Annotated in this window: 23 protein-coding genes and 3 pseudogenes; 12 read left to right on the top strand and 14 right to left on the bottom strand. The window is 41.5% G+C overall.

The genetic code is table 11. The features are described from left to right. Nucleotides 1–105: 105 nt before the first annotated feature. The 3 genes from N8A86_RS07075 to N8A86_RS07065 form a co-directional block, all read right to left on the bottom strand. A complete protein-coding gene (locus tag N8A86_RS07075; protein WP_273568395.1) occupies nt 106–627 on the bottom strand; it encodes a DUF421 domain-containing protein in 522 nt (173 codons plus the stop codon). A gap of 1 nt (nt 628) precedes the next feature. Next, nucleotides 629–1,012, bottom strand: a complete 384-nt coding sequence (locus tag N8A86_RS07070; RefSeq protein WP_273568394.1) for a lipocalin family protein — start codon at nt 1,010–1,012, stop codon at nt 629–631. Between the two features lie 85 nt (nt 1,013–1,097). Next, complete coding sequence (locus N8A86_RS07065) at nt 1,098–1,952, bottom strand: helix-turn-helix domain-containing protein (protein WP_273568393.1); 855 nt, start codon at nt 1,950–1,952, stop codon at nt 1,098–1,100. Nucleotides 1,953–2,106: 154 nt separating this feature from the next. Here N8A86_RS07065 and N8A86_RS07060 point away from each other — a divergent pair, with 154 nt between their 5' ends. Together N8A86_RS07060 and N8A86_RS07055 are read left to right on the top strand one after the other, a co-directional pair. Then, a complete protein-coding gene (locus N8A86_RS07060) occupies nt 2,107–3,081 on the top strand; it encodes a phytanoyl-CoA dioxygenase family protein (RefSeq protein ID WP_273568392.1) in 975 nt (324 codons plus the stop codon). Between the two features lie 220 nt (nt 3,082–3,301). Next, nucleotides 3,302–4,929, top strand: a pseudogene (locus N8A86_RS07055) (SulP family inorganic anion transporter). Here the strand turns inward: N8A86_RS07055 and N8A86_RS07050 are convergent. From N8A86_RS07050 to N8A86_RS07020, 7 genes are all read right to left on the bottom strand, one after another. Then, entirely contained in the window at nt 4,924–5,985 is a 1,062-nt protein-coding gene (locus tag N8A86_RS07050) for a serine hydrolase domain-containing protein (RefSeq protein ID WP_273568391.1), read from the bottom strand. The pseudogene N8A86_RS07055 and the gene N8A86_RS07050 sit on opposite strands and share 6 nt — an antisense overlap. Before the next feature lie 69 nt (nt 5,986–6,054). Then, nucleotides 6,055–6,858 (bottom strand): AraC family transcriptional regulator, encoded by an 804-nt coding sequence (locus tag N8A86_RS07045; RefSeq protein ID WP_273568390.1) that lies wholly within the window; start codon nt 6,856–6,858, stop codon nt 6,055–6,057. 251 nt (nt 6,859–7,109) lie between these two features. Further along, nucleotides 7,110–7,265, bottom strand: a complete 156-nt coding sequence (locus tag N8A86_RS07040; protein WP_273568389.1) for a hypothetical protein — start codon at nt 7,263–7,265, stop codon at nt 7,110–7,112. After that, nucleotides 7,262–8,656, bottom strand: a complete 1,395-nt coding sequence (locus N8A86_RS07035) for a family 20 glycosylhydrolase (RefSeq protein WP_273568388.1) — start codon at nt 8,654–8,656, stop codon at nt 7,262–7,264. The genes N8A86_RS07040 and N8A86_RS07035 overlap by 4 nt, the downstream gene beginning before the upstream one ends. A gap of 88 nt (nt 8,657–8,744) precedes the next feature. Beyond that, the gene (locus tag N8A86_RS07030; RefSeq protein WP_273568387.1) at nt 8,745–9,230 is read right to left on the bottom strand and encodes a c-type cytochrome; all 486 of its coding nucleotides are present in this window, start codon (nt 9,228–9,230) and stop codon (nt 8,745–8,747) included. A 69-nt stretch (nt 9,231–9,299) separates the two neighbouring features. Next, on the bottom strand, nt 9,300–10,262 hold the full coding sequence (locus N8A86_RS07025) for a YheT family hydrolase (protein WP_273568386.1): 963 nt from the start codon (nt 10,260–10,262) through the stop codon (nt 9,300–9,302). A gap of 108 nt (nt 10,263–10,370) precedes the next feature. Then, nucleotides 10,371–11,345 (bottom strand): NAD(P)H-dependent flavin oxidoreductase, encoded by a 975-nt coding sequence (locus N8A86_RS07020; protein ID WP_273568385.1) that lies wholly within the window; start codon nt 11,343–11,345, stop codon nt 10,371–10,373. Nucleotides 11,346–11,462: 117 nt separating this feature from the next. On the opposite strand from N8A86_RS07020, the gene N8A86_RS07015 reads away from it, so the two are divergent. Then, nucleotides 11,463–11,942, top strand: a complete 480-nt coding sequence (locus N8A86_RS07015; RefSeq protein WP_273568384.1) for an acyl-CoA thioesterase — start codon at nt 11,463–11,465, stop codon at nt 11,940–11,942. A 52-nt stretch (nt 11,943–11,994) separates the two neighbouring features. Next, nucleotides 11,995–13,200 carry a DUF763 domain-containing protein gene (locus N8A86_RS07010; protein WP_273568383.1) on the top strand — a complete coding sequence of 402 codons (1,206 nt, stop codon included), beginning with the start codon at nt 11,995–11,997 and terminating at the stop codon, nt 13,198–13,200. Nucleotides 13,201–13,220: 20 nt separating this feature from the next. On the opposite strand, the gene N8A86_RS07005 is transcribed toward N8A86_RS07010, so the two are convergent. Both N8A86_RS07005 and N8A86_RS07000 read right to left on the bottom strand, forming a co-directional pair. After that, nucleotides 13,221–14,120 carry a DMT family transporter gene (locus N8A86_RS07005; protein WP_273568382.1) on the bottom strand — a complete coding sequence of 300 codons (900 nt, stop codon included), beginning with the start codon at nt 14,118–14,120 and terminating at the stop codon, nt 13,221–13,223. Further along, a complete protein-coding gene (locus N8A86_RS07000; RefSeq protein ID WP_273568381.1) occupies nt 14,117–14,470 on the bottom strand; it encodes an arsenate reductase family protein in 354 nt (117 codons plus the stop codon). The genes N8A86_RS07005 and N8A86_RS07000 overlap by 4 nt, the downstream gene beginning before the upstream one ends. Nucleotides 14,471–14,499: 29 nt before the next feature. On the opposite strand from N8A86_RS07000, the gene N8A86_RS06995 reads away from it, so the two are divergent. Then, on the top strand, nt 14,500–15,144 hold the full coding sequence (locus N8A86_RS06995; protein WP_337251766.1) for a DinB family protein: 645 nt from the start codon (nt 14,500–14,502) through the stop codon (nt 15,142–15,144). A gap of 3 nt (nt 15,145–15,147) precedes the next feature. Here the strand turns inward: N8A86_RS06995 and N8A86_RS06990 are convergent, their stop codons facing one another. Then, nucleotides 15,148–15,891 carry a DUF3298 and DUF4163 domain-containing protein gene (locus N8A86_RS06990; protein ID WP_273568380.1) on the bottom strand — a complete coding sequence of 248 codons (744 nt, stop codon included), beginning with the start codon at nt 15,889–15,891 and terminating at the stop codon, nt 15,148–15,150. An 87-nt stretch (nt 15,892–15,978) separates the two neighbouring features. On the opposite strand from N8A86_RS06990, the pseudogene N8A86_RS06985 reads away from it, so the two are divergent. The 6 genes and pseudogenes from N8A86_RS06985 (at nt 15,979) to N8A86_RS06960 (ending at nt 22,604) form a co-directional block, all read left to right on the top strand. Next, nucleotides 15,979–17,132, top strand: a pseudogene (locus N8A86_RS06985) (cystathionine gamma-synthase). Between the two features lie 139 nt (nt 17,133–17,271). Next, a pseudogene (gdhA, locus tag N8A86_RS06980) lies at nt 17,272–18,614 on the top strand (NADP-specific glutamate dehydrogenase). Between the two features lie 134 nt (nt 18,615–18,748). Next, nucleotides 18,749–18,967 carry a hypothetical protein gene (locus N8A86_RS06975; protein ID WP_273568379.1) on the top strand — a complete coding sequence of 73 codons (219 nt, stop codon included), beginning with the start codon at nt 18,749–18,751 and terminating at the stop codon, nt 18,965–18,967. A gap of 1 nt (nt 18,968) precedes the next feature. Beyond that, nucleotides 18,969–19,280: a hypothetical protein gene (locus N8A86_RS06970; protein ID WP_273568378.1), complete on the top strand. Its 312-nt coding sequence runs from the start codon at nt 18,969–18,971 to the stop codon at nt 19,278–19,280. A 191-nt stretch (nt 19,281–19,471) separates the two neighbouring features. After that, the gene (gene recO, locus N8A86_RS06965) at nt 19,472–20,191 is read left to right on the top strand and encodes a DNA repair protein RecO (RefSeq protein ID WP_273568377.1); all 720 of its coding nucleotides are present in this window, start codon (nt 19,472–19,474) and stop codon (nt 20,189–20,191) included. Further along, the gene (locus N8A86_RS06960; protein WP_273568376.1) at nt 20,175–22,604 is read left to right on the top strand and encodes a TonB-dependent receptor plug domain-containing protein; all 2,430 of its coding nucleotides are present in this window, start codon (nt 20,175–20,177) and stop codon (nt 22,602–22,604) included. Before recO ends, N8A86_RS06960 begins: the two co-directional genes overlap by 17 nt. 74 nt (nt 22,605–22,678) lie before the next feature. On the opposite strand, the gene N8A86_RS06955 is transcribed toward N8A86_RS06960, so the two are convergent. Then, on the bottom strand, nt 22,679–22,972 hold the full coding sequence (locus tag N8A86_RS06955) for a hypothetical protein (RefSeq protein WP_273568375.1): 294 nt from the start codon (nt 22,970–22,972) through the stop codon (nt 22,679–22,681). 188 nt (nt 22,973–23,160) lie between these two features. Here N8A86_RS06955 and ileS point away from each other — a divergent pair, with 188 nt between their 5' ends. Further along, nucleotides 23,161–26,559, top strand: coding sequence for an isoleucine--tRNA ligase (ileS, locus tag N8A86_RS06950; protein WP_273568374.1), 3,399 nt, complete (start codon nt 23,161–23,163; stop codon nt 26,557–26,559). The last annotated feature ends 4 nt before the right edge of the window (nt 26,560–26,563 follow it).

The following is a 26,563-nucleotide window of genomic DNA, read 5'->3' as shown; positions in this document are numbered from 1 at the left end:
TATGCTGAGCGCCGTCGAAGTAAAGATTTTTTGGTTGGTTATTTAGTTAGGAAACCGCCCCGATGTAGTGTCGGGGCGGTTTTCGTTTGTAGTTTTTCCGATTTCTTATTGGTCTACGTCTTGCATTATAATTTCATCAACGGTTACATCATTTGTAGTATGCAAAACCGAAATATCCCCTGTCGTTTCAAAAACCACAGCTTTAACCTGTGAGAGCTGTAGCACGTTCGCTTCGCGTATTTTTCCCATTAAGTCCGCTTCACTGACAAGAGCCCTTTTGAGATTGTCTTTTAAAATGTTGCTCCCGTCATTTAATAGAATGGGAGTATTCGAGACCACCTTTTCAAATTTGTTCGATGAAGACCTGAATTTAGCAAATAGTACTTGAAGTGCGACCAAAATTGCCAACGAAACAAAAGCGGGCATCAGACTACTGCCCGGTTTGTTTACGGCATCGGCCAATATGGATCCCATGGCTATGGTCACGGCGAAGTCAAAACTACTCATCTTGGCGAAGGTGCGCTTTCCGGCAATTCTTGTGATGATAAGAATATAAACATAGATACATACCCCGGCCAAAAGCATTTTTAGGATGACGGAAAACTCCATGATTTTAAATATATCCATTTCAGTCCTTTGCTAGTTCCAAGGTCTGCACATTATTGGCACCATCTGTCGATTGCCATTTTTGAAACTTGGATTTGTTCTCGATATAGATCCACGTCTTGGTAATCTCCGAATTTTCTCCCTCGATAGTAACGAACTGATCCGTTGCTGACCATTGAAAGGGGGTAACGTCCTTTGCAGAAATCCCCAAAAGCGAATAGTCAAGGTTCTTTTCTCCTGAACCATTTTTGTCAAAGGTTATTTTGCCAATATTGCTGACCGACATGCCTTCTTCTCCAGGAGTCTTTCGTTCGTATTTTTGTACATTCCATGTTCCAACCAATCGATGTGCGCAAGAAGTAAAGAGGAATAAAAATAGACCTGATAGAATAATAATATTTTTCATTTTCATAAGTTGATTTTAAGGTAAGATAGAAATTACATGACCAGCATACAGCCTCTTTTAGTATTTTTTTTAACGCAAACTGAAATCAGTCGCCATCCGTTAACAGTCTTTTTTTAAAATCGGACGGGTTCTCACCGGTCACTTTTTTGAACGTACGGTTAAAATAGGATAGACTTTCAAACCCACATTCGTAGCAGGTTTCGCTGATGTTCCTTCCCATTAATAATAAACGTTTTGCTTGGCTAATCCGGTATTGGTTCAGAAATCCGATAAAGGTATTACCTGTTGATTTTTTGAAATAACGACAAAAAGCCGGCTTGGTCAAACTGCATATCTGGGCTACTTCCTCAACAGTAATTTTGTTTTGATACCGCTCATCGACAAATGAATAGATTTCACGAATACGTTCTTGCTCTTTTTTACTGTATCGGTTGATATAAGGTTTCGTATGCAACAATTGAAATTCTTTGCTGTGGGCAAGTCTCTTTAAAACGTTCATCGCTTGTATGAAAAACTCGAAGGGCGGCAACTCGTGCAATTCTTTCATTAGTATGCCAATTTCTTTTTTCGTAGACCCGGAAAAAGCAATCCCATATTTTGAAAGCTCGATCAAACGGTCCAAACTTTGTAATTCGGGAAATTGTGAAATAAAATTTTCTTTGTATGATGGCTTGATATGCAAGACTTCTTTTCGATAAGTCGTTGTCACACCGTGGTCAAAATTCAAATGCGGGATATTGGAACCTATTAAGACCAAATCACTTTCGGCATATTGCGAAATATGGTCGCCGACATGGCGCGTGCCGCTTGCTCCTTCAATGTACACCAATTCAAATTCAGGATGAAAATGCCAATAAAAAAGATGATTTAGCTTAGGGTCATGTAAAAGCCGAAACGGACTTTTAGACTGCGGACTGATACTTTCTAATTCAATTTTCATTTATTTAAAATAGACAAAATTGCCTTTTAAGCAATCAATTATTATATTAAATGTCAATATTGTTCAAATTTAGGTCAATATCAAGGTGGCATCCATTATGATTTGGGAGTAGTTTTACTTCATCAAATTAAAAACAGTTTTAAAGCGATATATCATGCAACAGACAAATTCAAAAATCGAAATGGCCAACAAGGCCCATGAGGAGATTCCCGGAAACCCATCAACGGCAACCAGCAGTAAAATAAAATTGAACGACCGCTCCAACGGAAAACCGCTTCGGGTTTTGAGCGAAGAAGATTGGGATTTTTGGAGGCACAACGGTTATATCTTGATCAAAAACGCCATCCCTTCAGCACAGGCAAAAGCGACCGCCGATTTTATTTGGGAATTCGATGAAAAAGACCCTAACGACCCCGAAACATGGTATGCGCCTCCACGCGCCGAAATGAAAATGAAAGAATTGACCGGAACAGGAATGGTCGAAGTATACAACAACCAACACCTTTGGAACAACCGCCAAATGCAACGAGTCTACGATGCCTTTGTTGATGTTTGGGGAACCGAAAAGCTTTGGGTCACTATCGACCGAGCTAATTTGAACTTTCCATTAAAACCGGGCGTCGATAAAAAAGGATTCATTCATTGGGATTATGATCCTGAGACCCGACCGCAAAATGTTCAGGGCGTTTTGGCCCTTGCCGATCAGACCGACGAGAACATGGGTGGATTTCAATGTATTCCGTGGCTTTATAGAAATTATGATACCTGGAAATTGACCCAGCCCGAAGACCGCGACCGTTTTCAGCCCGATATCTCTGATTTGGAGGATAAAATCGTAAAAGTCAAAATGAATGCTGGTGATTTACTCATTTTTAATAGTACCGAACCGCATGGTATTCGACCTAATAAATCAAAGGATAAAGTCCGTATCGCACAATATATTTCCATGATGCCTGCCGAAGAAGATAATGAGGAATTAAGACAATGGCGTATCAATTCTTGGAAACATCGCATTGCCCCCGAAGGCTACGCCTTCCCTGGAGACCCTAGAAAATGGGAGCAGACCAAATACGAAACTGCCAAATTGAACGAGTTGGGCGAGAAGTTGTTGGGGTTGAAAGACTGGTAATCGAAATCGTCATTGCGAGCGTAGCGCGGCAATCTGTTACATTCATGTTCAAATGTAACAGATTGCCGCGTCGCTTTTGACCTTGTTGCGTGTTCAATATTCGTTCAGCTCCCCACAATGACAGCCAAATTTAAATCTTGACATTGCGGCTAATCCCTCAATTAACCCTATTTTTGCCCGCTTAAAATCCCATGGTCATACTGAAATAAATTCAGCATAAATGAAAAAATACCTGAACCTTTTCGATTTTAAGCAAAAAGTAGATTATAAGACCGAAATTCTTTCGGGACTTACCGTTGCACTTGCCTTGGTGCCAGAAGCGATCGCCTTTGCCCTAATTCCCGGATTTTCTCCTTTGACAGGATTATATGCTGCATTCATACTGTGTTTGGTCACTTCAATTTTAGGTGGCCGCCCGGGAATGATTTCCGGTGCCACAGGTGCCGTAGCGGTGATATTTGTGGGACTGATTTTAGAATTGAAACGAAACTTTCCGGGCATTGAACCAGAAACCATTCTAAACTATGTTTTTGCTACGGTAATCTTAGCTGGAGCTTTGCAAATATTGGCTGGTGTTTTGAGGTTAGGAAAATTTATCCGTCTCGTGCCGCATCCGGTAATGTTCGGATTTGTAAACGGACTCGCCATTATCATCTTCATGGCGCAATTCCCAAATTTCTATGAAAAGGGAACTGATAGTTTGTTGAGCGGAACACCCATGTTCGTGATGTTAGGGCTGACACTTTTAACCATGCTGATCATTTGGGGTTTCCCGAAATTGACAAAGGCGATTCCGTCTTCCTTGTTGGCTATTGTGGTCGTTTCTGCGATCGTAATCGGTTTTGGTGTCGATACCTTGACCGTGGCCGATACCATAGGCGCGGGAGAAACTATCAAGGGGGCTTTCCACCTCTTTCTATACCACAACTGCCCATGACTTTAGAAACCATAAAGATTATTTTTCCCTACGCAGCAATCGTGGCAGGGGTTGGGTTGATAGAAAGTCTTTTGACACTGAATATCATAGATGAAATAACAGAGACGCGTGGTAGCGGCAATAAAGAATGTGTGGCCCAAGGAACTGCGAATATTCTTTCAGGATTCTTATCAGGAATGGGCGGTTGCGCCATGATCGGGCAGAGTTTGATCAACACTTCTTCAGGGGCTAGAGCTAGACTTTCAGGAATTACAGCTGCTGTAATGTTGTTGGTATTCATCATGTTCGGATCAAGCTTGATAGAGCAATTGCCAATGGCCGCATTGGTCGGCCTGATGTTCATGGTCGCCATCGGAACGTTTGAATGGGCGAGTTTTAAGACTTTTGGAAAGATGCCGAAGTCTGATGTAGTCGTTATGGTCTTGGTCACTTTGATTACAGCGGTTACGCATAACCTGGCGGTGGCGGTTTTACTTGGCGTGATTATCTCCGCGTTGGCCTATTCTTGGGAAAACGCGAAACGCATCCGTGCCAGAAAATATGTGGATGAGCATGGAATCAAACATTATGAGATCTACGGCCCCCTGTTCTTTGGCTCCACAACTTTGTTCGCTGAAAAGTTCGATATTCAGAACGATCCCGATGAGGTCATTATTGATTTTAAGGAAAGCCGAGTCGCCGATATGTCAGGTATCGAGGCCCTCAATAAAATTACCGAACGCTATAAAAAAGCAGGCAAGAAAGTCCACCTACGGCATTTGAGCAAAGATTGTATCCAGCTTTTGGAAGACGCCGATGATATCATCGAAGTGAATGTTTTGGAAGATCCCACCTATAAAGTGGTCGTAGATCGAGTAAAAAAAGATGACGACTCCAAAATCACACGACCCTTCAATCTTTGGGAATTATAACTTCATAGCCGGAATAATATATTTTTCCAAAAGCTCATCGGTGTAATTGTGCGCATTACGATTGTTGTAATTCGTCGAGGTCAGCACAACGGTAACGCCCAATTCGGGAAAAGCCATAATTTTGTTCCCACCATTTCCGGCCATGGCGAAGCATTTCGCCCTATCATATTTTCTAAGCCAAAAAAGATAGCCGTAGTCCATACCTTCCCACGCATTCGCTTTTGGGGTGGTTGCTTTTTCGACCCATTCCTTTGAGATGATATTTTGTCCGTTCCAAGTACCTTTTTGCAAACACAATTGTATTAATTTCAAGAAGTCCCTACTTTGGTATTCACTACCCCCCGCTGTATTCAATGTTCCTGTGGGCGTGTAGTGCGGTTTGTAATTTTGGATTTCCAAAGGCTTGAATAGATTTTCTTTTAGAAATTCCTCCGCGCTGCTTCCGATGGCGGTTTGTACAATTTCAGCTAATGCTGCGGCACCGGCCGAGCAATAACTCATAGATCGGCCATAGGGCATTTCTTCGGGTTTGGGACCAAAAGGATACGACCTTATGGGAAGGTCTACAAAGAACTTGGCCCAGTCTTCGATGATATACATTCGCTCTTCATTGCCCCTTGAAAAACTGTTGTTGTCATCACATTCTAATATCGAACTCATGGTCAAAAGGTCTTCGATAGTAATTTCCGCCTTACGAGGATCGGGATGCTCGACAGGCATTTTATGCTTTAAGTAATCGAATATTTTATCGTTTTCCGATTTTATAAATCCCTTGTCGATAGCGATTCCCGTTAAGAGTGTCGCTATGCTCTTTGTGGCGGATCGGGTATTGTGTTTTGAACTCCGGTCGTTATCATTATAATAGTTCTCAAAAAGAAGTTTTCCATCTTTGGCGATGAGGATACTCGTAATATTTTCATACTTTCCATCTTTTACCAAAGAATCCATAGTGGTCAATAGCGGCATCGTTTTTAAATGGGTTTCTGAAAAGTCGATTTGGGCGAAAATGATATTCCCGATAAAGAAGAAAAGTAAGAATGAAATTGTTTTTGACATGATCTATACGTTTTTTGATGAGCTCAAAGGTAAGACCGCACCTTTAGGTTAAATAGAACGATATTAACATCAAAGACGAACCCTGAATTCTTTGGGGGTCATTTCAAAAAACGATCTGAACGTTCTGGTAAAATGGCTTTGGTCGGCAAACCCACACAGATATGCTATTTCGGTCAGTGAATAGTTGGGGTCGTACAGATAACCCATGGCCTTTTTTGTTTTTTGCTGACGGATATAATTTCCTAAAGTAACCGAAAAATACTTGGGCACGGCCCTTGAAATGTGAACAGGATGCACGCCTAATATCGAAGAAAGTTCGGCCAAGCTATAATTATGTAAATCATGCTCGTGCAATAATTCCCTTAATGTTTCGACCCATACAGGAGTATCCAAAAAGGCCAATTTTTTATCAGCTTGACTTGTCTCACAAAGTTCAAGAAGCAATAGGTCTATGGATAGTTCGGAGTATTCGTCTTGACATTTGAATTCAAAATAAAGCCTACCCAACAAGTGGTGCATTTTCGGGTTGTGGATGAGATGGCTGCCTTCCCAAAGATCGACATCTAATTTTTTCTGATCGAACCATTCCCTTTCGAATTCGATATGGAATCCTCGGGCAGTAGATGATGCTTTACTATTATAATGCGTTTCGTCCCAATTGTGTAGCAGAAGACTTCCCGGGGTACAGTTGGTGGTCCTTTTTTTGTTGACATCATAAACGTTGCCCTCGATGATGTACATGAAATAGGGGTTTTCATGATAATGCCAATCGGTTTTGGGCAATTGATAATCGTATTCTGACAGTACGATTCCCTTATTGTCCAACTCCAATCGCTTCTCTCCGTAATATTCCCCTTTGGTCAATATTTTCATGAAATCGGTTTAATATAGATGGTAAGGGCCATTTGGCTAAAATAATGGATAATCGCAATGTGGCCGAAAATCCTATTGCCCTGACCCTAAAGGGAAAGGATTTTCTGGATTTTGATTATTTACCGAAGAATTTTTCCTCCCTTTAGGGCTGGGGAACTGAAAAATTCGTTCGGTTCCTTATTCATTATTCAGGTTATTAAACGGTTAGTGGCCATAAACCAAATATTGTTACAATCATACTTGAAATAGCTCTATTCTTCAGGCTCCTTGTGATTATGTCCGATCAACAAACTGTCTTGTTCCGAGTCGTTTGCCAAAACCGATAATTTGGAATCTGTACTTTCCAAATGCTGTATAAATTCTTCGAATGGAATTTTCTCCTTGGTATTCCAAATACGTTCGTTCATGACCGGAAGCCGTTTGCGCAAACTTGTAAATTCACTTTTTTGCGGCTGCTCCCACGTACACATTTGAGCACCGATGATCTGGTCGGTTTCTTCCAACTGAATCGGATTTTCGGTGGCGGGGATCTTGACCACCAGTTTTGAAAACGCCATAGGTTCCAGTCATAAATCGTTTTTGGTTCCCACTTTTTTTCGTTGACCACGTACAGCGGTTTCCAAGAAGCGTTCACGAGAGTATAACCATCTTCGATCAGTTCGTTGGGCAATTGGTATAATGATTCAAATTCGTACACGATCATATCCTTCGGAATCTTGATGTTTCCCGCTCTGGCAAAGCCTTCCCAAATGCAGGTTTGCTTCCCATATTTTTTAACGACTTCGTTCATCCGCACCAAAAAATGGCGATAGAGTTCGTGGACTTCTTCGTTGCCCAGATTGTTTTCCTTCATATACTTCGTGACCTCGGGGTCGTCCATCACTTTGGTAAATCGCGCTTCGTCGCCACCAATATGAAAGTAGGGCGAGGCTTTAAAAATGGGGGTGATTTCAGCAATGAGTTCTTCCAGTGCGCTATAGACTTCTTCCTTCCCCATATTGATGATATATGGATTCTCCTCAACATCCTTTATCCCGAAGATTTCCGGATAGGCATCGATAAAAGATTTTGCATGCCCCGGCATTTCAAGTTCAGGAATAATCGTTACGCCTCGCAGCTGCGAATAGCTTTCCAATTCCTCCAAATCTTCAAAGGAATAATGGCGGCCGGGCGTTGGGAGCTTGGGATATTTTTTCGACGGCAGCGTATACGACTGGTCGTCGGTAAAATGGAGTTGTATATAATTAGTCTTGTAATAGGAAGCCAAATCAATCAGTTTTTTTACCGTTTCCATAGAATGCCAACTGCGGGCGAGATCGATAAGCAAACCACGGTATTTTGCATCGGGAGAATCGTTCAATGTCAATTGCGGGAACAAAAGTTCCTCGCCATCGACCTTTGCCAATTGCAACAAAGTGGTGCGGGCCATGGCAAGCGCTTGAAAGCTGCCTGCATTGACCAAAACGGAATTGTCTATGGCAATACGATATTCATCTTCGGCCTGGTTTTTGGCAATCTGAAAGGTAATCGCAGCTTGGTCTTTGTCGGTTACAATGGGCCATCCAAAACCTGTCAGGGTTTGAAGCTCAGACTGGAAAAGTTCTAGAAAAGGCCCAAGCTTCTTATCGGTGCTTGTAATGCCGCTATTCAAATCGAGTACCAACGCCTTTTCTTCCAACACCATTTTTTTGGGTGTGGGGATGATTTGTACGTCAAGTTTTTGATTTTTTAGAGTTGTTTTTTCCGTGCAGGAAGCAAATATGATGAGAATTGTTAAAATCGAAATCCAAGTTTTCATAGTTTAAATTTGAAACGGTCTTGGTCATATATGAAACTGCCTATCTATGCATTGCTAGATAGGCAGTTTGTTTTCACAATTCATAAGTTTACAACGTCCGCAAATACTCCGCAACGGCTCTTGTATCCTCCTCGGAAAGGTTTTGGTTCAACATAATGGCGTTGTTGTATTCCTTAAGAAGTGCCTTGGCAATCGGATCTTCTTTAAGCATTCCGTCGGGGTTGGCAATCATGTTCATAACCCAAGCCGGACTTCTTCTGTCATACACCCCTTTTAGGGCGGGGCCTATCATACGTTGTTCGGCCATGTGGCAGGCAGTACAGATGGCGTTGAATTTTGCCTCGCCGGCAGCGGCCATTTCCGAATCGATTTCATCTGGGAACGTGATATCGCCATACGGCCCGACACCGTCATTGTCCATATCAACGGGTACGCCCTCTGAAACGGCTTCTTTTTTATCTTCGGCCTTGGTGCGGCTCATTTCAAAACCTTCTTTCTCCTCTTCCTTTTTTTCTTTTCCGCCACAGCCGATCGTCAGACCTCCAAGAGCTATGGCAATGAGTACTTTTTTCATGTATGCAGATTTTTATGCCGAATCCGATTCGACATCGGTTTATGCTACTAATATAAGGAATAGCAAAATCTAAATACGTTCTTCAAGAAATTTTATCGCTCTTTTTTCAGAATAATACAAATTTTCGGAATCATGGAAACCAACGTGTCCGCCAAATTTCGGGGTTTCCAAATATAGATTTTCATTTTCTCGAGCTTCCTTATACGGGTAGCATTCGGGGCCTAAGAACGAATCGTTCGTGGCATTGATAATCAAGGAAGGTACTTTGATACTCGCAAGAAATTGTAGGCAACTGCATTTTTCATAATAATCCAAGGCATCTTTAAAGCCGTGGGCCTTACTGGTATAAATAGTGTCGAAATCTTTTAGCGTTCTTATATTTTTGATATCCAATTTGGAAATATTATCGGGGAACAAAGGCAACTTCAACCATAATTTATCGGTCAAGTGTTTTTTGAACCTTAAGGAATAAGGGTAATTTTTAGGTTTCAATAATTCCTTCAAAGAACTGTGCAAATCGCACGGAACGGATATACCTATTACCGCCTTTACTTCTTTTGGGATTTCCCGGTCTTCCCCAACATATTTCAACGCCATATTGCCGCCGAGACTGACCCCTTTGATATAGATTTCTGTGTGTTCTTTTTCACTTAGGATGTGTTGCACTACGGCATCCAAATCCTCTGTAGCCCCGGAATGATACGAGCGGAATAATCGATTTGTCTCGCCACTACAGCCCCGGAAATTTACAGCACAAGCATCATATCCGGAAGCATTGAACGTCTTGGCACTGCCTGTGATATAGGGCCGCTGTCCGTGGCCTTCCAAACCATGCAAAAGAATAACGACTTTTTCGGAAGGTTGTTCGGAAAAACTCCAATCCAAGTCCAAAAAGTCGCCATCGCGCAAATCGATTCGCTCGCGTTTTTGCTGAAAATCATTGATTTTTCGCCATAATCCGCTATAAATCGTCGAAAAATGTCCGTTTTTGAATAAAAAAGACGGATTATAAGATGAAGGGCTTATTGGCATATTCTAACTGAGAAAAAGAGTGTTGTCCGACAAAAATGTCATCCTGAGCGCAGCCGAAGGGCCCAAAGCTACGTAGCCCTTCGGCTGCGCTCAGGATGAGAGTATAGATTATTTAGGATAGGTTTCCAAAACTTTAATCTGTTCTTCAATAGCAGCTTTAAATTCCGATTTCAAATGGTCCACAAGTTCGGCAATGGGCAAGGAATCATCGATCAAAGCCGAACCCTGCCCGGCCGACCAAATTGTCTTCCATGCTTTGGCCTCTGTATCAAGTTCTTTTCCGAAATCTATTTTTCGGTCTTTTTTTAAATCCTCTTCGGTAAGTCCCGCAGCTTTTAGGCTTGCGCCTAAGAAATTGGCGTGTACCCCAGAAATAGCAGCGGTATAAACGACGTCATTGGCACCTGCGTCAATAATCATTTTCTTGTATTCATCCGGAGCTTTGGCCTCATCTGTATTGATAAAACGGGTGCCCATATAAGCCAGATCGGCTCCCATCTGTAAAGCAGAAGCGATATCTCGACCGGTACTGATGCAGCCGGAAAGAATAATTGTTTTATGAAAAAATTTCTTGATTTCTGCTACCAAGGTCATTGGGTTTATAGTTCCTGCGTGCCCTCCTGCACCGGCGGCCACCAAAATCAATCCGTCTACGCCGGCTTCTTGAGCTTTTTCCGCGTGTCTCTTTTTTATAATGTCATGAAAGACCAATCCGCCGTAACTATGAATGGCATCTACGACCATCGAAACGGCACCTAGAGAGGTGATGATAATGGGTACTTGATGTTTGACACATAATTTGATATCGGCCTCTAATCTGGGATTCGTTGGATGCACGATTAAGTTCACTCCGAAAGGGGCAGCCTTTTTACCTGTTTCTTCTTCAAATTTTTGAAGTTCCGACTTTATTTCAACGAGCCAATCCTCAAAACCTTCGCTTGTTCTTTGGTTCAATGCGGGAAAGGTGCCTACGATACCATTTTTACAACATTCGACGACCAATTTGGGTCCTGAAATCAGGAACATCGGGGCGGCGATTGCGGGCAATGAAAGTTCTTTTATAAAAGCGGGCTTTTGATTCATAAGGCTCTAATTTTGATTCTAAATTTATTCATTAATTCTAAGTATATCGGTGTGCTTTTCCAAAACTATGGTATTTTTGTGATTCCTATGCATGCATAATAAAATAATCTCGATACGATGTACTTAAAAGAATTCGAAGTCCGGTGGAGCGATGTCGATGCGAACCGTCATTTGGCCAATAGTGCCTATGTCAATTTTATGAGCCATACCCGAATGGCCTTTCTACAAACACTTGGCTTCGACCAAAAAACATTCGCCGAACACCAAATCGGTCCGGTGGTTTTTTACGAGCACATTTATTATTTTAAGGAAGTGTTTCCCGGACGGCCGATAAAGGTTTCTTTAGAGGTTGCCGGAATGAGCGAAGATGGAAAGTTCTTCGAATTCCACCATAACTTTTATGATGCCAATGGCAAGAATGTGGCCCATTGCGAAATGATGGGTGCATGGATGAGTTTGAAATCACATGGACTTATTTCCCTTCCGGAAGATTTGCTCGAAATATTCACTACGGTCGAAAAACCTGAAGGTTTCAAAATTTTGACAAAAGAAGATACTAGGAAGTTTGCTAAAACCCCGAAGGATATTTCTCTTTAAATCAATTATTTTTTATGGAAAAAATCCATATATTTGGATAAATTCCAATAATATGAAACGTTCAGGCACGGCTGATTTATTACTACATGGCGGAGCCGTTCCCATATGGCTCTTCAGTCGCATGAAGCAGTTGACCCTTCCGATTGTCGAGGCCATTATTGAGCAAAAAGGCAAGGATGATTTTTTGGAACGTCTTTCAGACCCGTTTTGGTTCCAAAGCTTCGGTTCGGTCATCGGTATGGATTGGAACTCATCTGGAGTTACGACTACTGTTTTGAACGTGCTGAAACAGTCCATAAACCCCGTTTCAAAACAATTGGGACTTTATGTTTGCGGAGGAAAAGGAAAGCAATCTACAAGAACCCCGCAAGAATTACTTGAGGTAGGCAACAAAACTGGGCTCGATGGCAACCATCTGGCGAAATGTAGCAAGCTCAGCGCTAAAGTCGATAATACTGCATTACAAGATGGCTTCAATCTATACATTCATAGTTTCATCGTTGGCGATACGGGCAAATGGTCGGTCATTCAACAAGGCATGCACAACACCAACGGTATGGCTCGCAGATATCACTGGCATTCGGAAAATCTAAAATCCTTTGTTGAAGAACCACACACCGCTGTGTGTGGCAAGAATCAAGGGAATATTTTGAACCTGACCCACAAAAATGCGCTGCCTACGAAACAAAGTATTTTAGAAATTGCGAAAGAACATCCCGATAAAATACTAAAAGAACTGCCACATTTGTTGGTTCCGGTGTATCATCATATTAAACCCAAGGATGTCGACATGAAACGGTTGGGCAGTATTTTGTGGCTGGCGCAAGAAAACGAGACCCAGAAATTTGAGGATTTATTATTGTTGAAAGGTCTTGGGCCAAGAACGCTTCAGTCCTTGACGTTGGTCAGTGAAATCATTCATGGTACACCATCGCGCTTTTCGGACCCTGCGCGATTTGCTTTTGCCCACGGCGGAAAAGACGCAACTCCGTTTCCAGTGCCGACCAAAGTGTATGATGAAACCATAGCTACCTTAAAAAATGCCGTGCACCGAGCAAATATTGGAAATTCCGATAAACTCAAAGCCATTAAAAAGCTGACCGTTCTTTCCCAAAAAGCTGAAAAAGGCTTTACGCCAAATACGAACTTCGATGCCCTGATTAAAAAGGAGAATGATGAATCTTATAAATATGGTGGTCGAAGTATTTATGGTTTTGCCAAAGCTCCTCAAAACAAGCAGTTAAGTTTATTTGGGTAAAAATCCCAACAGATTTTGTTTTATCCTTGAGTTCGTGGCTTTGGTTTTCTGCTGGCCAAGTAAACGCCTAGCAACACCAGACAGGCTGCCAATATTTTTAAAGTGGTCAAACTGTCTTTTCCAGTGGCGGTGGCATAAAGAATGCCGATCAACGGTTGTATATAAACAAAGGCACTTAAGGTTGAAGCCTTCAATTGGGTCAAAGCAAAAATGTTAAATAGATAGGTGCAAAACGTTGTGCCTACTATTACAAAAACAATGCTCCAAATCGCGTCCATCGGTAGGTTGGTAAAATCGATTTCCATGAATTCTCGGTATCCGAAGGGCAACACCAACAATATTCCCAAAGTGAAAAGCCACTTCATAAATGTAAATGGATGGTATTTGTCGAGCAAGGGCCTAACGATAATTAGATAAGAACCATAGAAAACCGAGTTCATTAGGATCAGGAAATTCCCCAGCGGAATGTTGGGTGCATCTTGCCTGATTTCAGAACTGAATAGAATCAAACCAAGCGCGCCTAAAAGTCCTATTGTGATGCCGAAAATTTTTCGACCTGAAACCCGTTCTTTGATAAAAACCGCGGAAAGGATTAGAACAATGATAGGCGTGGTGGTGACCAAAACCGCACTATTAATAGGTGTGGAAAGCGAGAGGCCTTTAAAGAATACCAACATATTGATACCCATTCCTAATATGGCGCAGACAAGCATCCGCAAATAATCTCTTTTTTCTATTTTTTCCTTGGGGCCGAAAATTGAGATAATCCAAAATAAAAAAGCTGCTCCACAAACCCGGAAAATGATAAATCCAAAAGGTTGCACATAATGGGGCATCACGCCCTTTGCAATAGTATGGTTCAGAGCGTAAATGGTGGTTGCACCTATAGCGGCTAATATGGCGAAGGTTCGCTTACTCAAGAATGTATGGCAGCTTTGGCAGCTTCTACTACCTTTTTACTGTTACCTATGAATATGGTATCGTCTACAAAAATTACAGGTCGCTTTAGAAAGGTGTAATGTTCTAAAATGAGGTTTTTAAAATCGGTTCCTGAAAGTTGTTTTTCGTTCAAACCTTTTTCGCGGTACAATCTTGCGCGTTTGCTGAAAAGGGCTTCATAGCTTCCTGCAAGTTTATGCATTTCTTCAACCTGTTCTTTAGTCATGGCTTCGGTCTTGATATCCTGCAATTCGAAACCGTCAAGGGGTTGCAACTCTTTGATGATGCGTTGGCAGGTGTCGCAGGTGCTTAGATGGTAGATTTTTTTCATACGTCGTTTTTTCGTTTCAAATAGTCTTCATGTTGATAGGCAATACCGTAAATAGTTGTATTGCTGTCAATTCGGGCGCAGTCGAGAACCTTTACCATACGTGTCTCGACTGCGCTCGAACTGACAGAGAATTGCTTTTTAAAAGTGAGGTACAAAGAAACCCAATTCCGTTCAATTGTACTATTTTTGGCATCCACATTAAAAAGCATATTTTGGAAAAACTCTTCGATATTACTTTGCAGAACCGAAAAATACTTCATAAGATTTTGAGCGTGACATCTAAAGATGAATTGCTGAAAATACCCAAAGGCTTCCGAAACAATATTTGGTGGAACATTGTCCATGTAGTCGTAACCCAACAATTATTGGTTTATAAGATGAGTGGTTTGCAGGTTCGAGTTACTCAAGAATTAGTGGACAAATTTCGAAAGGGAACGGTGCCAGACGGAACGGCTACCGATGAAGAAATCAAAATGATCGAGGGGTTTTTGTTCTCGACTGTGGAATGGGCAGAAAAAGATTATGAAGCCGGTCTTTTCAAAGAATACAATGAATATACGACCAGCGCCAATGTGACTTTACGGAACATTGATGATGCGTTGGCGTTTAACATATTTCATGAGGGATTGCATCTGGGAGCAATATTGGCCCTTCAAAAAGCCGTAAGTGAATAAGGGCTACGACTTGACTTTCGTGTTCAAAAACGCATTGATATCATTGTAGGATAATGTCAGGACAATTGGTCCATCAGCATACGAAGCAACCTCATATTGATTGTACAATAGTTGAAGTCCTTCTTCGGTAAACCCAATATTTTCAGGAAGGTAAAATTCATCATTTTCGAACATGAAGCCGGTGCTGTTGATGGCTCTATCCAAAGCAATATTTTCTTGCTCACGGAATTTTTCCTCGGCAAAATCTTCAAATTCAGGCATATTTTTGAAAATTTCCCAGGTTTCAAGTTCTTTTCCTTTTTTCTTGCCGAAGTTTAAAAATCTTTTCCCGCTGTATCCGTGGGCGCCTCCGGTAAAAATATATGAATCCAGTAGTATGGTCAATCTATTTTGGTCCTCAAAAGTAACTTTGCCCGCTATATTCGCTTCCCAACCCACACTTTCATCCGAATATAATTCTTTGAGGTCCATATAGCCTTTATTGAAGGATTGTATGGCCTCTTTAATGGATTTAGCATCGACTTCCTCATCAAAAGTGAGCAGAAAGATGATTTCTTCCTGTAATGCGGTTTCGATAGTGCGTCCGATTTTGGAATTTTCAAGAACTTTCGGAATGCTTATGTCGACCTTTGGGCAGTCCGCACACGAGTTACTTGTTATTTGAACCGGTTCGAAAGTAAGCTTTTCATCATTCTTACAACTTAGCAGAAATACAAAACAAAGCACAAAAACAATTTGAAATTTCATTGGGGGCGGTATTAGGTTGGTACAAAAGTACAACTCCGTTGTATTCTCCGTAAGATAACTATACATTTGTGGTGTTAATTATACTATATGAGGGATAAAGACTTAAAATTCAATAGTAAAACGATTCATGGTGGGCAACGGCCTGATAAAGCTTATGGTGCGGTAATGCCTCCAATTTATCAAACCTCTACCTATGCACAGAGCACTCCAGGCGGACATAAAGGCTACGAATACTCACGTAGTGCCAACCCCACCCGTACAGCGTTGGAAAATTCCTTGGCAAGTATAGAAAATGGAAATTATGGTCTAGCCTTTGCTAGCGGATTAGCGGCCATGGATGCCGTTATAAAATTATTGAACCCGGGCGATGAAGTGATCTCGACAAATGACCTCTATGGCGGCAGTTATCGACTGTTCAAAAAAGTATTCGAAAAATTCGGTATTACCTTTCATTTTGTTGGCATGCAAAATATCGATGAAATTGAAAAACGTATCAATACGAATACGAAGCTTATCTGGGTAGAGACGCCGACCAACCCTATGATGAATATTATCGATATAAAAGCCGTTTCACGGCTTGCAAAAAAAATAATCTTCTTTTGGCGGTCGATAATACCTTTGCGACCCCCTATTTACAAAGACCTTTGGATTTAGGGGCCGACATTGTTATGCATTCCGCAACCAAATATTTGGGCGGCCATAGTGATGTGGTCGTTGGAGCCTTGGTTGTCAAGGATAAAGAACTGGCCGACCAGCTCTATTTTATCCAGAATGCAAGTGGTGCCGTCTGTGGGCCCATGGATAGTTTTTTGGTGCTACGCGGAATCAAGACCTTACATGTTCGTATGCAGCGGCATTGTGAAAATGGGGAAGCTATCGCCAAGTATCTGGCCAAACATCCTAAAATCGAGAAGGTCTATTGGCCTGGTTTTGAAAATCATCCGAATCATCAAGTAGCCAAAGATCAAATGAACGGATTCGGTGGTATGATTTCCTTCATTACCAAGGGAAGCAATTTTGAAGATGCAATAAAAATCGTGGAAAAACTTCAAGTATTTACCTTGGCCGAATCCTTGGGCGGGGTAGAGAGTTTGGCGGGCCACCCAGCGAGTATGACACACGCGAGCATTCCGAAAGAAGAACGGGAAAAAAGCGGGGTTGTTGATGCCTTGATCCGATTGAGCGTAGGTATCGAAGATTTGGATGATCTTATCGCTGACCTAGAGCAGGCAATCAGATAGAATTTTATCAAATTTTTAAAAAAATAGCCCTAGAATTATCGAAATACCATAATTTTGCCGTTATATCTTAAATTCAATAACCAACCCTGAGGCTAGCCAAAGGGAAACAATTTATTCCTTAGACTTTATGGACGCAAAAATGCAAGCAAAAATCGATGGATTTATGGAGGAAGTCAAGATCAGAAATGGTCATGAACCTGAATTTATCCAAGCGGTACAAGAAGTGGCGGAAACGATCATTCCGTATATAGCCAGAAAAAAATATATAGCGGTAAAAACATTCTGTTGCGCATGGTAGAACCCGAACGTTTAATCTCGTTTCGCGTTTCATGGGTCGATGACAATGGTGAAATTCATGTAAACCGGGGGTATCGAATTCAAATGAACTCGGCAATCGGACCTTATAAAGGTGGATTGCGTTTTCATCCATCGGTAAATGCCAGTATTTTGAAGTTCTTGGCCTTTGAACAAGTATTCAAGAACAGCTTGACCACATTACCTATGGGAGGTGGAAAAGGAGGTTCCGATTTCGACCCAAAAGGAAAATCCGATGATGAGGTAATGCGTTTTTGCCATGCGTTCATGAGCGAATTATGTCGTCATATCGGTCCGAATACCGACGTACCTGCCGGTGATATCGGAGTAGGTTCGCGAGAAATAGGTTTCCTTTTTGGAATGTACAAGAAAATGCGTAATGAATTTACGGGTGTACTTACCGGTAAAGGACTTTCCTGGGGAGGTTCAAAAATTAGACCCGAAGCAACGGGATACGGAACAGTATACTTTGCCCAAAGCATGTTAAAAACCAAAGGTGAAGACTTTGAAGGTAAGACCGTTGTGATTTCCGGTTCTGGCAATGTTGCACAGTTTGCAGCCGAAAAGGTACTTCACTTAGGCGGTAAAGTGGTAACACTTTCTGATTCAGGAGGATATATTTATGATGAGGAAGGTATCGACAAGAAAAAGTTGGCCTATGTCATGGATTTGAAAAATAACAAGAGAGGACGAATTTCTGAGTATGCCAAAAAGTACAAATCAGCCAAATTTGTGAGTGGAGGAATACCATGGGAGGTAAAATGTGATATCGCATTACCCTGCGCAACCCAAAATGAGTTGGATGGTAAGAGTGCTAAAACCTTGATTAAGAACAAGTGTATGTGCGTTGCTGAAGGGGCGAATATGCCCTCAACTCCAGAAGCAATACACGAATTTCAAAAGGCGCAGATTTTGTTTGCACCTGGTAAGGCATCCAACGCTGGCGGTGTGGCCACTTCGGGACTCGAAATGTCGCAGAACTCATTACGTATCAGCTGGACCCGTGAGGAAGTTGATGAAAGATTGAAAGATATTATGGAAGACATTCACGACTCCTGTATCGAATATGGTAAAGAGAAAGACGGCTACTGCAACTATGTCAAAGGAGCGAATATCGCAGGTTTTGTAAAGGTAGCCGATGCGATGTTGGCGCAGGGAGTGATTTAAGGTACGAGGTACGAAATTAGAAGTACGAAGTTTTATATTTATACAGACCCGCAAGGTTTTTCCAACCTTGTAGGTCTTTTTTGTTAGGTTTTATGAGTGTATTTTTATGTCATAATTGTGCAAAATCTAAAAAAATGATAGAAACAGTTTTAGAAGCATTACAAGAATTAAAGACGGAAGCAAAAGATATCTCAGATTCACATTCATTAACCAATTGGAAAAACAAAGCAATAAACCTCATTGTAAGAATTTATGGGGCTGATAGCAAGCCTGAAAATCAAATCAAAGAATTAAAATACATAAGTTATTTGGGAGGGGAGAGAATATTTTATCAGGCAATCCAAATCTTATAATTTGATAGATGGACTTATAAAAGAAATTGAAAGATTTGGATTGCCTGATAAAATATCTTCGGATAATGATAAAATGAATATTAACATCACTCAAAATCAAGAAACTAAAATAAGTCTAAACCTTATAATAGATTCAATTCAAGACGAATTAACGGGTAAACAACTAAAAGAACTGCAAAAAATTATAGAAAGTAAAGATGTTGACGTTAACGAAAAGAAAACTAAAATTGTTGACAAGCTTAAAAAATTCGGAACAGATGTGGCTTCCAACATTCTTGCCGGTATATTAACGAATCCAAATATTTACGGATAAAAAACCATGCGCAACATGGTGTCCCGTAGAGAGCCTTAGCCCACCATTTCATAAACATAATGTCGATTTTTTGGAATTTGGTGCTTGGTCCCGAGTTATTCGGGAGGAATTTACCCCCTCGTACCTCGTACTTCTACCCTCGTACCTCCTCCTCTCAAATTCCTATCTTTGTCCAAAACTTCGGCCACTCGATGCAAGTAACCACCAAAGCCATAGTACTTTCCTCAATAAAATATGGGGATACGAGCTTGATCGTTAGAGCGTTTACCTATTCCGATGGACTTAAATCCTATTTGTTAAAAGGGGTTTTGGCCTCAAAAAAAGGGAAACTGAAAACAGCGTACTTCCAACCTTTGACACAATTGGAAATTGTTGCCGTGCATAAGAACAAAGGTACTTTGGAAAGTATTCGCGAAGTGAAAATTGATTATCCTTACAATACCTTACATACCGATATCACTAAAAACTCCTTGACCCTATTTTTATCGGAAATGCTTGCCAATAGCATTCATGAAGAGGAGTGTAACGAAGAACTGTACCATTATATCGAAGCCTCTTTGCAATGGCTCGATATACATCACGAAATCTCGAACTTCCATATTTATTTTTTGTTGGGATTGACCAAATATTTTGGCTTCTACCCGGATACGGACTATATGGATACGAGTTGTTTTGACCTTCTTGAAGGAGAATTTACCGATACCCCTTCGTTCAACCCTAGCATCACCGGAGAAAATTTAGGGTACTTCAAAAAGCTGTTGGGCATAAATTTTGATACAATACATACTGTCAAAATGAAGAAGACCAACCGTCAAGCCCTACTGAAAGCTATCGTTCTTTATTTTGAATTACATTTACAGGGATTCCGAAAACCGCGTTCCCTGGCCATTTTAAATGAAGTATTTAGCTAAGATGCGCAGACTGACCTGTATCGTACTTCTATTATTTTTCGGTGCACTTTCAGCACAGGAGATATCCGTTTTGGATGCTGAAACCCGAGAACCCATTGTCAATGTAGTTGCCTATAATTCCGACAGGTCGAAAACCGCCCTGTCCGATTTTGATGGTATATGCGATTTAAGCATATTTGATAACAATGAGCGCCTGACCTTCAAGCACTTGAGCTATGATATGCGTAAAAGTACCAAGGCTCAGTTGCTCAGACAAGGCAGGCTGATATTTCTCGAAATGAAGGCCGAACAGTTGGATGAGGTCGTCATGTCGGTATCAAAATGGGAACAGCAAAAGAAAGATATTCCTAATAAAATAGTCTCCATTGATGCCCGTACCATTGCATTTATGAATCCGCAGACTTCTGCCGATTTGCTGCAGAACAGCGGTAAAGTATTTGTTCAGAAAAGTCAGCTGGGTGGGGGAAGCCCCATGATTCGCGGATTCGCTACCAATAGATTGTTACTTTCCGTTGATGGGGTGCGTATGAACAATGCTATTTTCAGAGGAGGCAATATTCAAAATATAATTTCGGTAGACCCATTCACGGTCAAAAACACTGAAGTTATTTTCGGCCCCGGATCCGTGATTTATGGGAGTGATGCCATAGGTGGGGTCATGAATTTTTACACGAAAACGCCCTTTTTGTCATCAGGTGACAGTTTGGTCACTGCGGGCAATGCAAACTATAGGTTTGCGTCGGCCAACACCGAAAACACTTTTCATTTTGACATTAACCTGGCAAAGAATAAGTGGGGACTTTTGACCAGTGTATCCTACAATGATTTTGGTGATTTGACCATGGGCTCCCATGGGCCAGATTCCTATTTGCGCGAAACTTTTGTGTCTACTTCCAACGGAATTGACAGATTGGTTGCTAATGAGAATCCTAAAAAACAGTTGCCATCGGGTTATAATCAAATCAATGCAATGCAGAAAATAGTTTTCAAACTAAATAATCAATTAGACTTTCAGTTGGGCACACATTATTCGCAGACTTCCGACTATTCTCGATATGATAGATTGATACGTCCCAATGGAGCTGGTGACGGCCTGCGTTCCGCAGTTTGGTATTATGGTCCCCAGAAATGGTTTATGACGAATTTACAGGTGAATAAAAAAGGAAGAGGGAAGTTCTACGATGGCGTAAAACTGACCACGGCCTATCAGCATTTTGAGGAAAGCAGAAACGATAGGGGTTTTCAAGACGACGTACTTTTCTCGACCAAAGAAAAAGTCAATGCCTTTTCAACAAACCTTGATTTTGAGAACAAGAAGATAGGAAACCTACGATTGTATTACGGTTTGGAATATCTTTTCAACAAAGTGCATTCCGATGGTAACAGCAAGAATATAGTAACTGATGTGGTCTCGAGCACGGCTTCCCGATATCCTGATGGGTCTACTTGGCAGACTGCAGCCGGCTATATCAATGCAGAATATAAGGCAAAACCAAACTTTACCTTGCTTTCAGGATTACGCTACAGCCATGTCTGGATCGATGCCATTTTCGATAAAACATTTTATCCTTTTCCATTCGATGATGCCGATTTAAGCACAGGCGCTTTGACCGGTAGTTTGGGTTTTAGCTGGTTTCCTAGGGCCAATCTTCAACTTACATGGAACGGATCTACCGGATTTAGAGCTCCGAATATAGACGATGTAGGAAAAATTTTTGATTCCGAACCGGGATCGGTCGTTGTACCTAATCCTGATCTTGAACCGGAATATGCCTATAATACCGAGTTGGGTATTCAAAAGAACTTCAATGATAAAGTGGTGCTAAAGGGTGCAGCTTTCTATACCTATTTGGTCGATGCCCTAGTGCGGCGAGATTTTCAATACAATGGCCAATCTGAAATCGATTACAAGGGAGAGTTAAGCAATGTACAGGCCATTCAGAACGCGGCAAAGGCCTATGTTTATGGCTTTGAATTTGGACTGGAAGCTTTTTTGACGGACAATCTATCGTTGTCTTCGAATCTTACCCTGACCGAAGGTGTTGAAGAAGAATCTGACGGCACCGATACCCCGGCACGACATGCAGCTCCTACTTTTGGAGATTTTCATGTTATTTGGAAAAATCAAAGACTACATACCGACCTATTTTTGAACTTTAACGGTGAACTGGCGTATGACGACCTGGCACTTTCAGAAAGGAACAAAGAGTACATCTATGCGCTTGATGGGACCGGTAACCCATATTCTCCGTCATGGTATACGCTCAATTTGCGTTCGCAATACACCATTTCAAACGCGCTAAAGGCATCTTTGAGTTTTGAAAACCTGACAGATCAGCGTTATCGCACCTATTCTTCGGGTATTGTTGCACCCGGAATAAACGCTATATTGGGAGTGGGGTATAGCTTTTAATCATACTATCAAAATGTAAATAACAAAAAAACCCTGACTAATATCAGGGTTTGCTTTCTTATAAACTAGTTGAATTAGTTGTCGTCAACCGCATCTTTAACATCATCAGCAACTTCCTTAGCTCCTTCTTTGATGTCATCACCAACTTCTTTGGCCTTGTCAACTGCATCTTCACCAGCTTCTTTTACCGCATCAGCTGCATCTTCACCAGCTTCTTTCATGTCTTCACCAACTTCTTTGGCTGAATCCATTACATCTTCACCGGCTTCTTCCATGCCATCTTTAGCTTTGTCGGCAGTTTCTCTACAAGAAACAAACGACAAACTAAGGGCAAGCATTAAAATTGATCCAAGAATTACTTTTTTCATTTTGTTTTGTTTTTAGTGTTTAATTTATTTGATGCTTAGATATACGTAGTAAAGTATTTTTTGGACGTTAATGATTTACCATTTAAATCGAGCCATGTACGGTAATGGTATTTCATTCGGTCACAAACCACGATAATTCAATCTAAATTTATAATTTTGCACCCTCAATTTGTATGAGAACACGCACTATGAAGTTCGCAGTATATAACAGTCTCGATCTACCTAAGGTGGCAGAAGAAATTTTGCAATACTGGAAGGAGCACCATGTTTTTGAAAAGAGTGTTTCCTCGAGAGAGGGTGGCCCGAGCTATGTATTTTATGAAGGACCTCCTTCCGCGAACGGTATGCCTGGCATTCACCATGTTATGGCCCGTACGATCAAGGATATTTTTCCGCGATACAAGACCATGAAGGGTTTTCAAGTGAAGCGAAAGGCCGGATGGGACACCCACGGGCTGCCCATTGAACTTGGTGTGGAAAAAGAATTGGGTATCACCAAAGAAGATATCGGCAAGAAGATATCTGTCGAAGAATATAACGACGCATGTAAGAAGGCGGTGATGCGCTATACCGATGTATGGAACGATATGACCGAAAAGGTGGGTTATTGGGTCGATATGAATGACCCATATATTACCTACAAGTCTAAATATATGGAGTCGGTCTGGTGGCTTTTGAAGCAGATTTATGATAAAGGCCTCATTTATAAAGGATATACCATACAGCCCTATTCGCCAAAAGCTGGTACGGGATTAAGCTCGCATGAACTAAATCAGCCTGGCACCTATCAAGATGTGACCGATACTACGGTCGTTGCGCAATTCAAGGCCATCGAAAATACGCTTCCTGATTTCTTGAAGGATGAAGGTACTATCTATTTCTTGGCATGGACGACCACACCATGGACACTTCCATCGAATACCGCATTGACCGTTGGGCCGAAGATTGATTATGTTTTGGTTGAAACCTACAATCAATACACTTTTGAACCCATGAACGTAATCTTGGCAAAAAATTTGGTCGGGAAACAGTTTTCGGGAAAATTCGAAAAAGTCGAAACTAAGCCTGAATTGATTCAATATGAATCTGGCGATAAAAAGATTCCTTATTATGTGGTAAAGGAATTCAAAGGAAAAGATTTGGTCGGAATCAAATATGAGCAATTGTTGGATTATGCACTTCCCTATGAAAATCCTGAAAATGCGTTTCGGGTAATCGAAGGAGATTTTGTAACCACAGAAGATGGAACGGGAATCGTTCATACAGCACCAACCTTTGGTGCAGACGATATGTTCGTGGCCCAAAGAGCAACTCCGCTGGTGCCACCTATGCTTGTGCTCGATGAGAATAAGAATCCGGTTCCTTTGGTAGATTTGCAAGGCAAGTTTCGTCCTGAAATGAACGAATTGAGCGGTAAATATGTCAAAAATGAATATTATGAAGATGGCGAGGCTCCCGATCGTTCGGTTGACGTTGAAATAGCCATCCGCCTTAAAGAAGAGAATAAGGCTTTTAAGGTCGAGAAATACGTACACAGCTACCCCAATTGTTGGCGTACCGACAAACCGATTTTATATTACCCAATGGATTCTTGGTTTATCAAGATAACCGATGTAAAGGACCGGATGTTCGATTTGAACCAGACCATCAATTGGAAGCCAAAAGCCACGGGCGAAGGACGCTTTGGCAACTGGCTGGCCAATGCCAATGACTGGAACCTTTCCCGGTCTCGGTATTGGGGGATTCCATTGCCGATTTGGAGAACTGAAGATGGAAGCGAAGAAATCATGATCGGTTCGGTGGCCGAATTGAAATCCGAGATGCAAAAAGCAGTTCAGGCAGGCGTATTGAAGAGCGATATTTTTGAAGATTTCGTGATAGGGGATATGTCGGAAGCGAATTATGAAACAATAGATTTACATAAAAATATCGTCGATCAGATAGTGTTGATATCTTCATCCGGCAAGCCCATGAAGCGCGAAAGTGATCTTATCGACGTTTGGTTCGATAGCGGCTCCATGCCCTACGCACAATGGCATTATCCTTTTGAGAATAAAGAATTTATTGATAAGGGTGAGACTTTCCCCGCCGATTTTATCGCCGAAGGCGTGGATCAGACACGAGGTTGGTTCTATACCCTTCATGCGATAGCCACAATGGTCTTTGACTCCGTAGCCTATAAGAACGTCGTTTCCAACGGACTGGTTTTGGACAAGGAGGGCAAAAAAATGTCAAAACGTTTGGGCAATGCCGTGGATCCGTTCGAGACGATGAAAGAGCATGGTGCAGACGCGACCCGTTGGTATATGATCTCGAACGCCAACCCTTGGGACAACCTAAAGTTCGATTTGGACGGTATCGTAGAAGTAAAGCGCAAGTTTTTTGGTACCCTTTATAATTCGTATTCCTTTTTCGCCCTTTATGCGAACATTGATGAATTTAACTATTCCGAACCTGAAATCCCTCTAAACGAAAGGCCTGAGATCGACCGTTGGATTTTATCGGAATTGCATACACTCATCAAAATTGTTGATGAAGCCTACGGCGATTACGAACCGACCAAGGCCACCAGGGCTATCTCCAGTTATGTGCAGGAAAATCTTAGCAATTGGTATGTACGCCTGAGCAGAAGACGTTTTTGGAAAGGAGATTACCAAGAGGATAAGATTTCGGCCTATCAAACCCTTTACACTTGTTTGGAAACCGTCGTGAAATTATCGGCACCTGTTGCTCCTTTTTATATGGAACGACTATACCGTGACTTGACCAATACGACTCAGAAGGAAACCTTTGAAAGTGTTCATCTTGCGAATTTTCCTATTTTCGACTCCTCCTTGGTAAATAAAGAATTGGAAAGCAAGATGCAGAAGGCACAGACCATTTCTTCGTTGGTTCTTTCTATTCGCCAAAAGGAAAAGATAAAAGTGCGTCAGCCCCTACAAAAGATTATGATTCCTGTTTTGGGGCAAAAAGAGCGTCAAGAAATCGAAGCAGTTTCCGATTTGATAAAATCGGAAGTTAACGTAAAGGAAATTGAATTACTAGACGACGCCTCGGGAATATTGGTCAAGCAAATAAAACCGAACTTTAAGGTTTTGGGGCCAAAATTTGGCAAAGAAATGAAACAAATCGCCCAAGCAGTTTCATCGCTGGGGCAGAAGGATATCCAAAAAATTGAACAGGAGGGCGAAATATCCCTTGAAATTGAAAATAAATTCATTAAATTACAGTTACAGGATGTAGAGATAGCTTCTCAAGACATAGAAGGTTGGTTGGTCGCCAGTTCAGGGGCATTGACCGTCGCGTTGGACGTAACAATCGATGACACACTGAGGCAAGAGGGCATCGCAAGGGAACTTGTCAACCGCATCCAGAACTTGAGAAAGGATTCGGGTTTTGAGGTTACTGACAAAATCGATATTAAAATATTAAAGGACGGGTTGGTCGAAAAAGCGGTCGAGAACAACCTGAACTATATTAAAACGGAGACGCTGACCGCAGAATTAGATTTAGAGGAAATATTGGAAAATGGCACCGAAGTGGCATTTGATGAAGTGAACACTAAATTGTTTATCGAAAAACACTAGAAGA

The organism is Maribacter halichondriae, assembly GCF_027474825.1.
In the GTDB taxonomy this organism is placed as follows: domain Bacteria; phylum Bacteroidota; class Bacteroidia; order Flavobacteriales; family Flavobacteriaceae; genus Meishania; species Meishania halichondriae.
The sequence above is the reverse complement of the archived record's forward strand: the minus strand, read 5'-3'. Positions and strand labels throughout refer to the sequence as shown.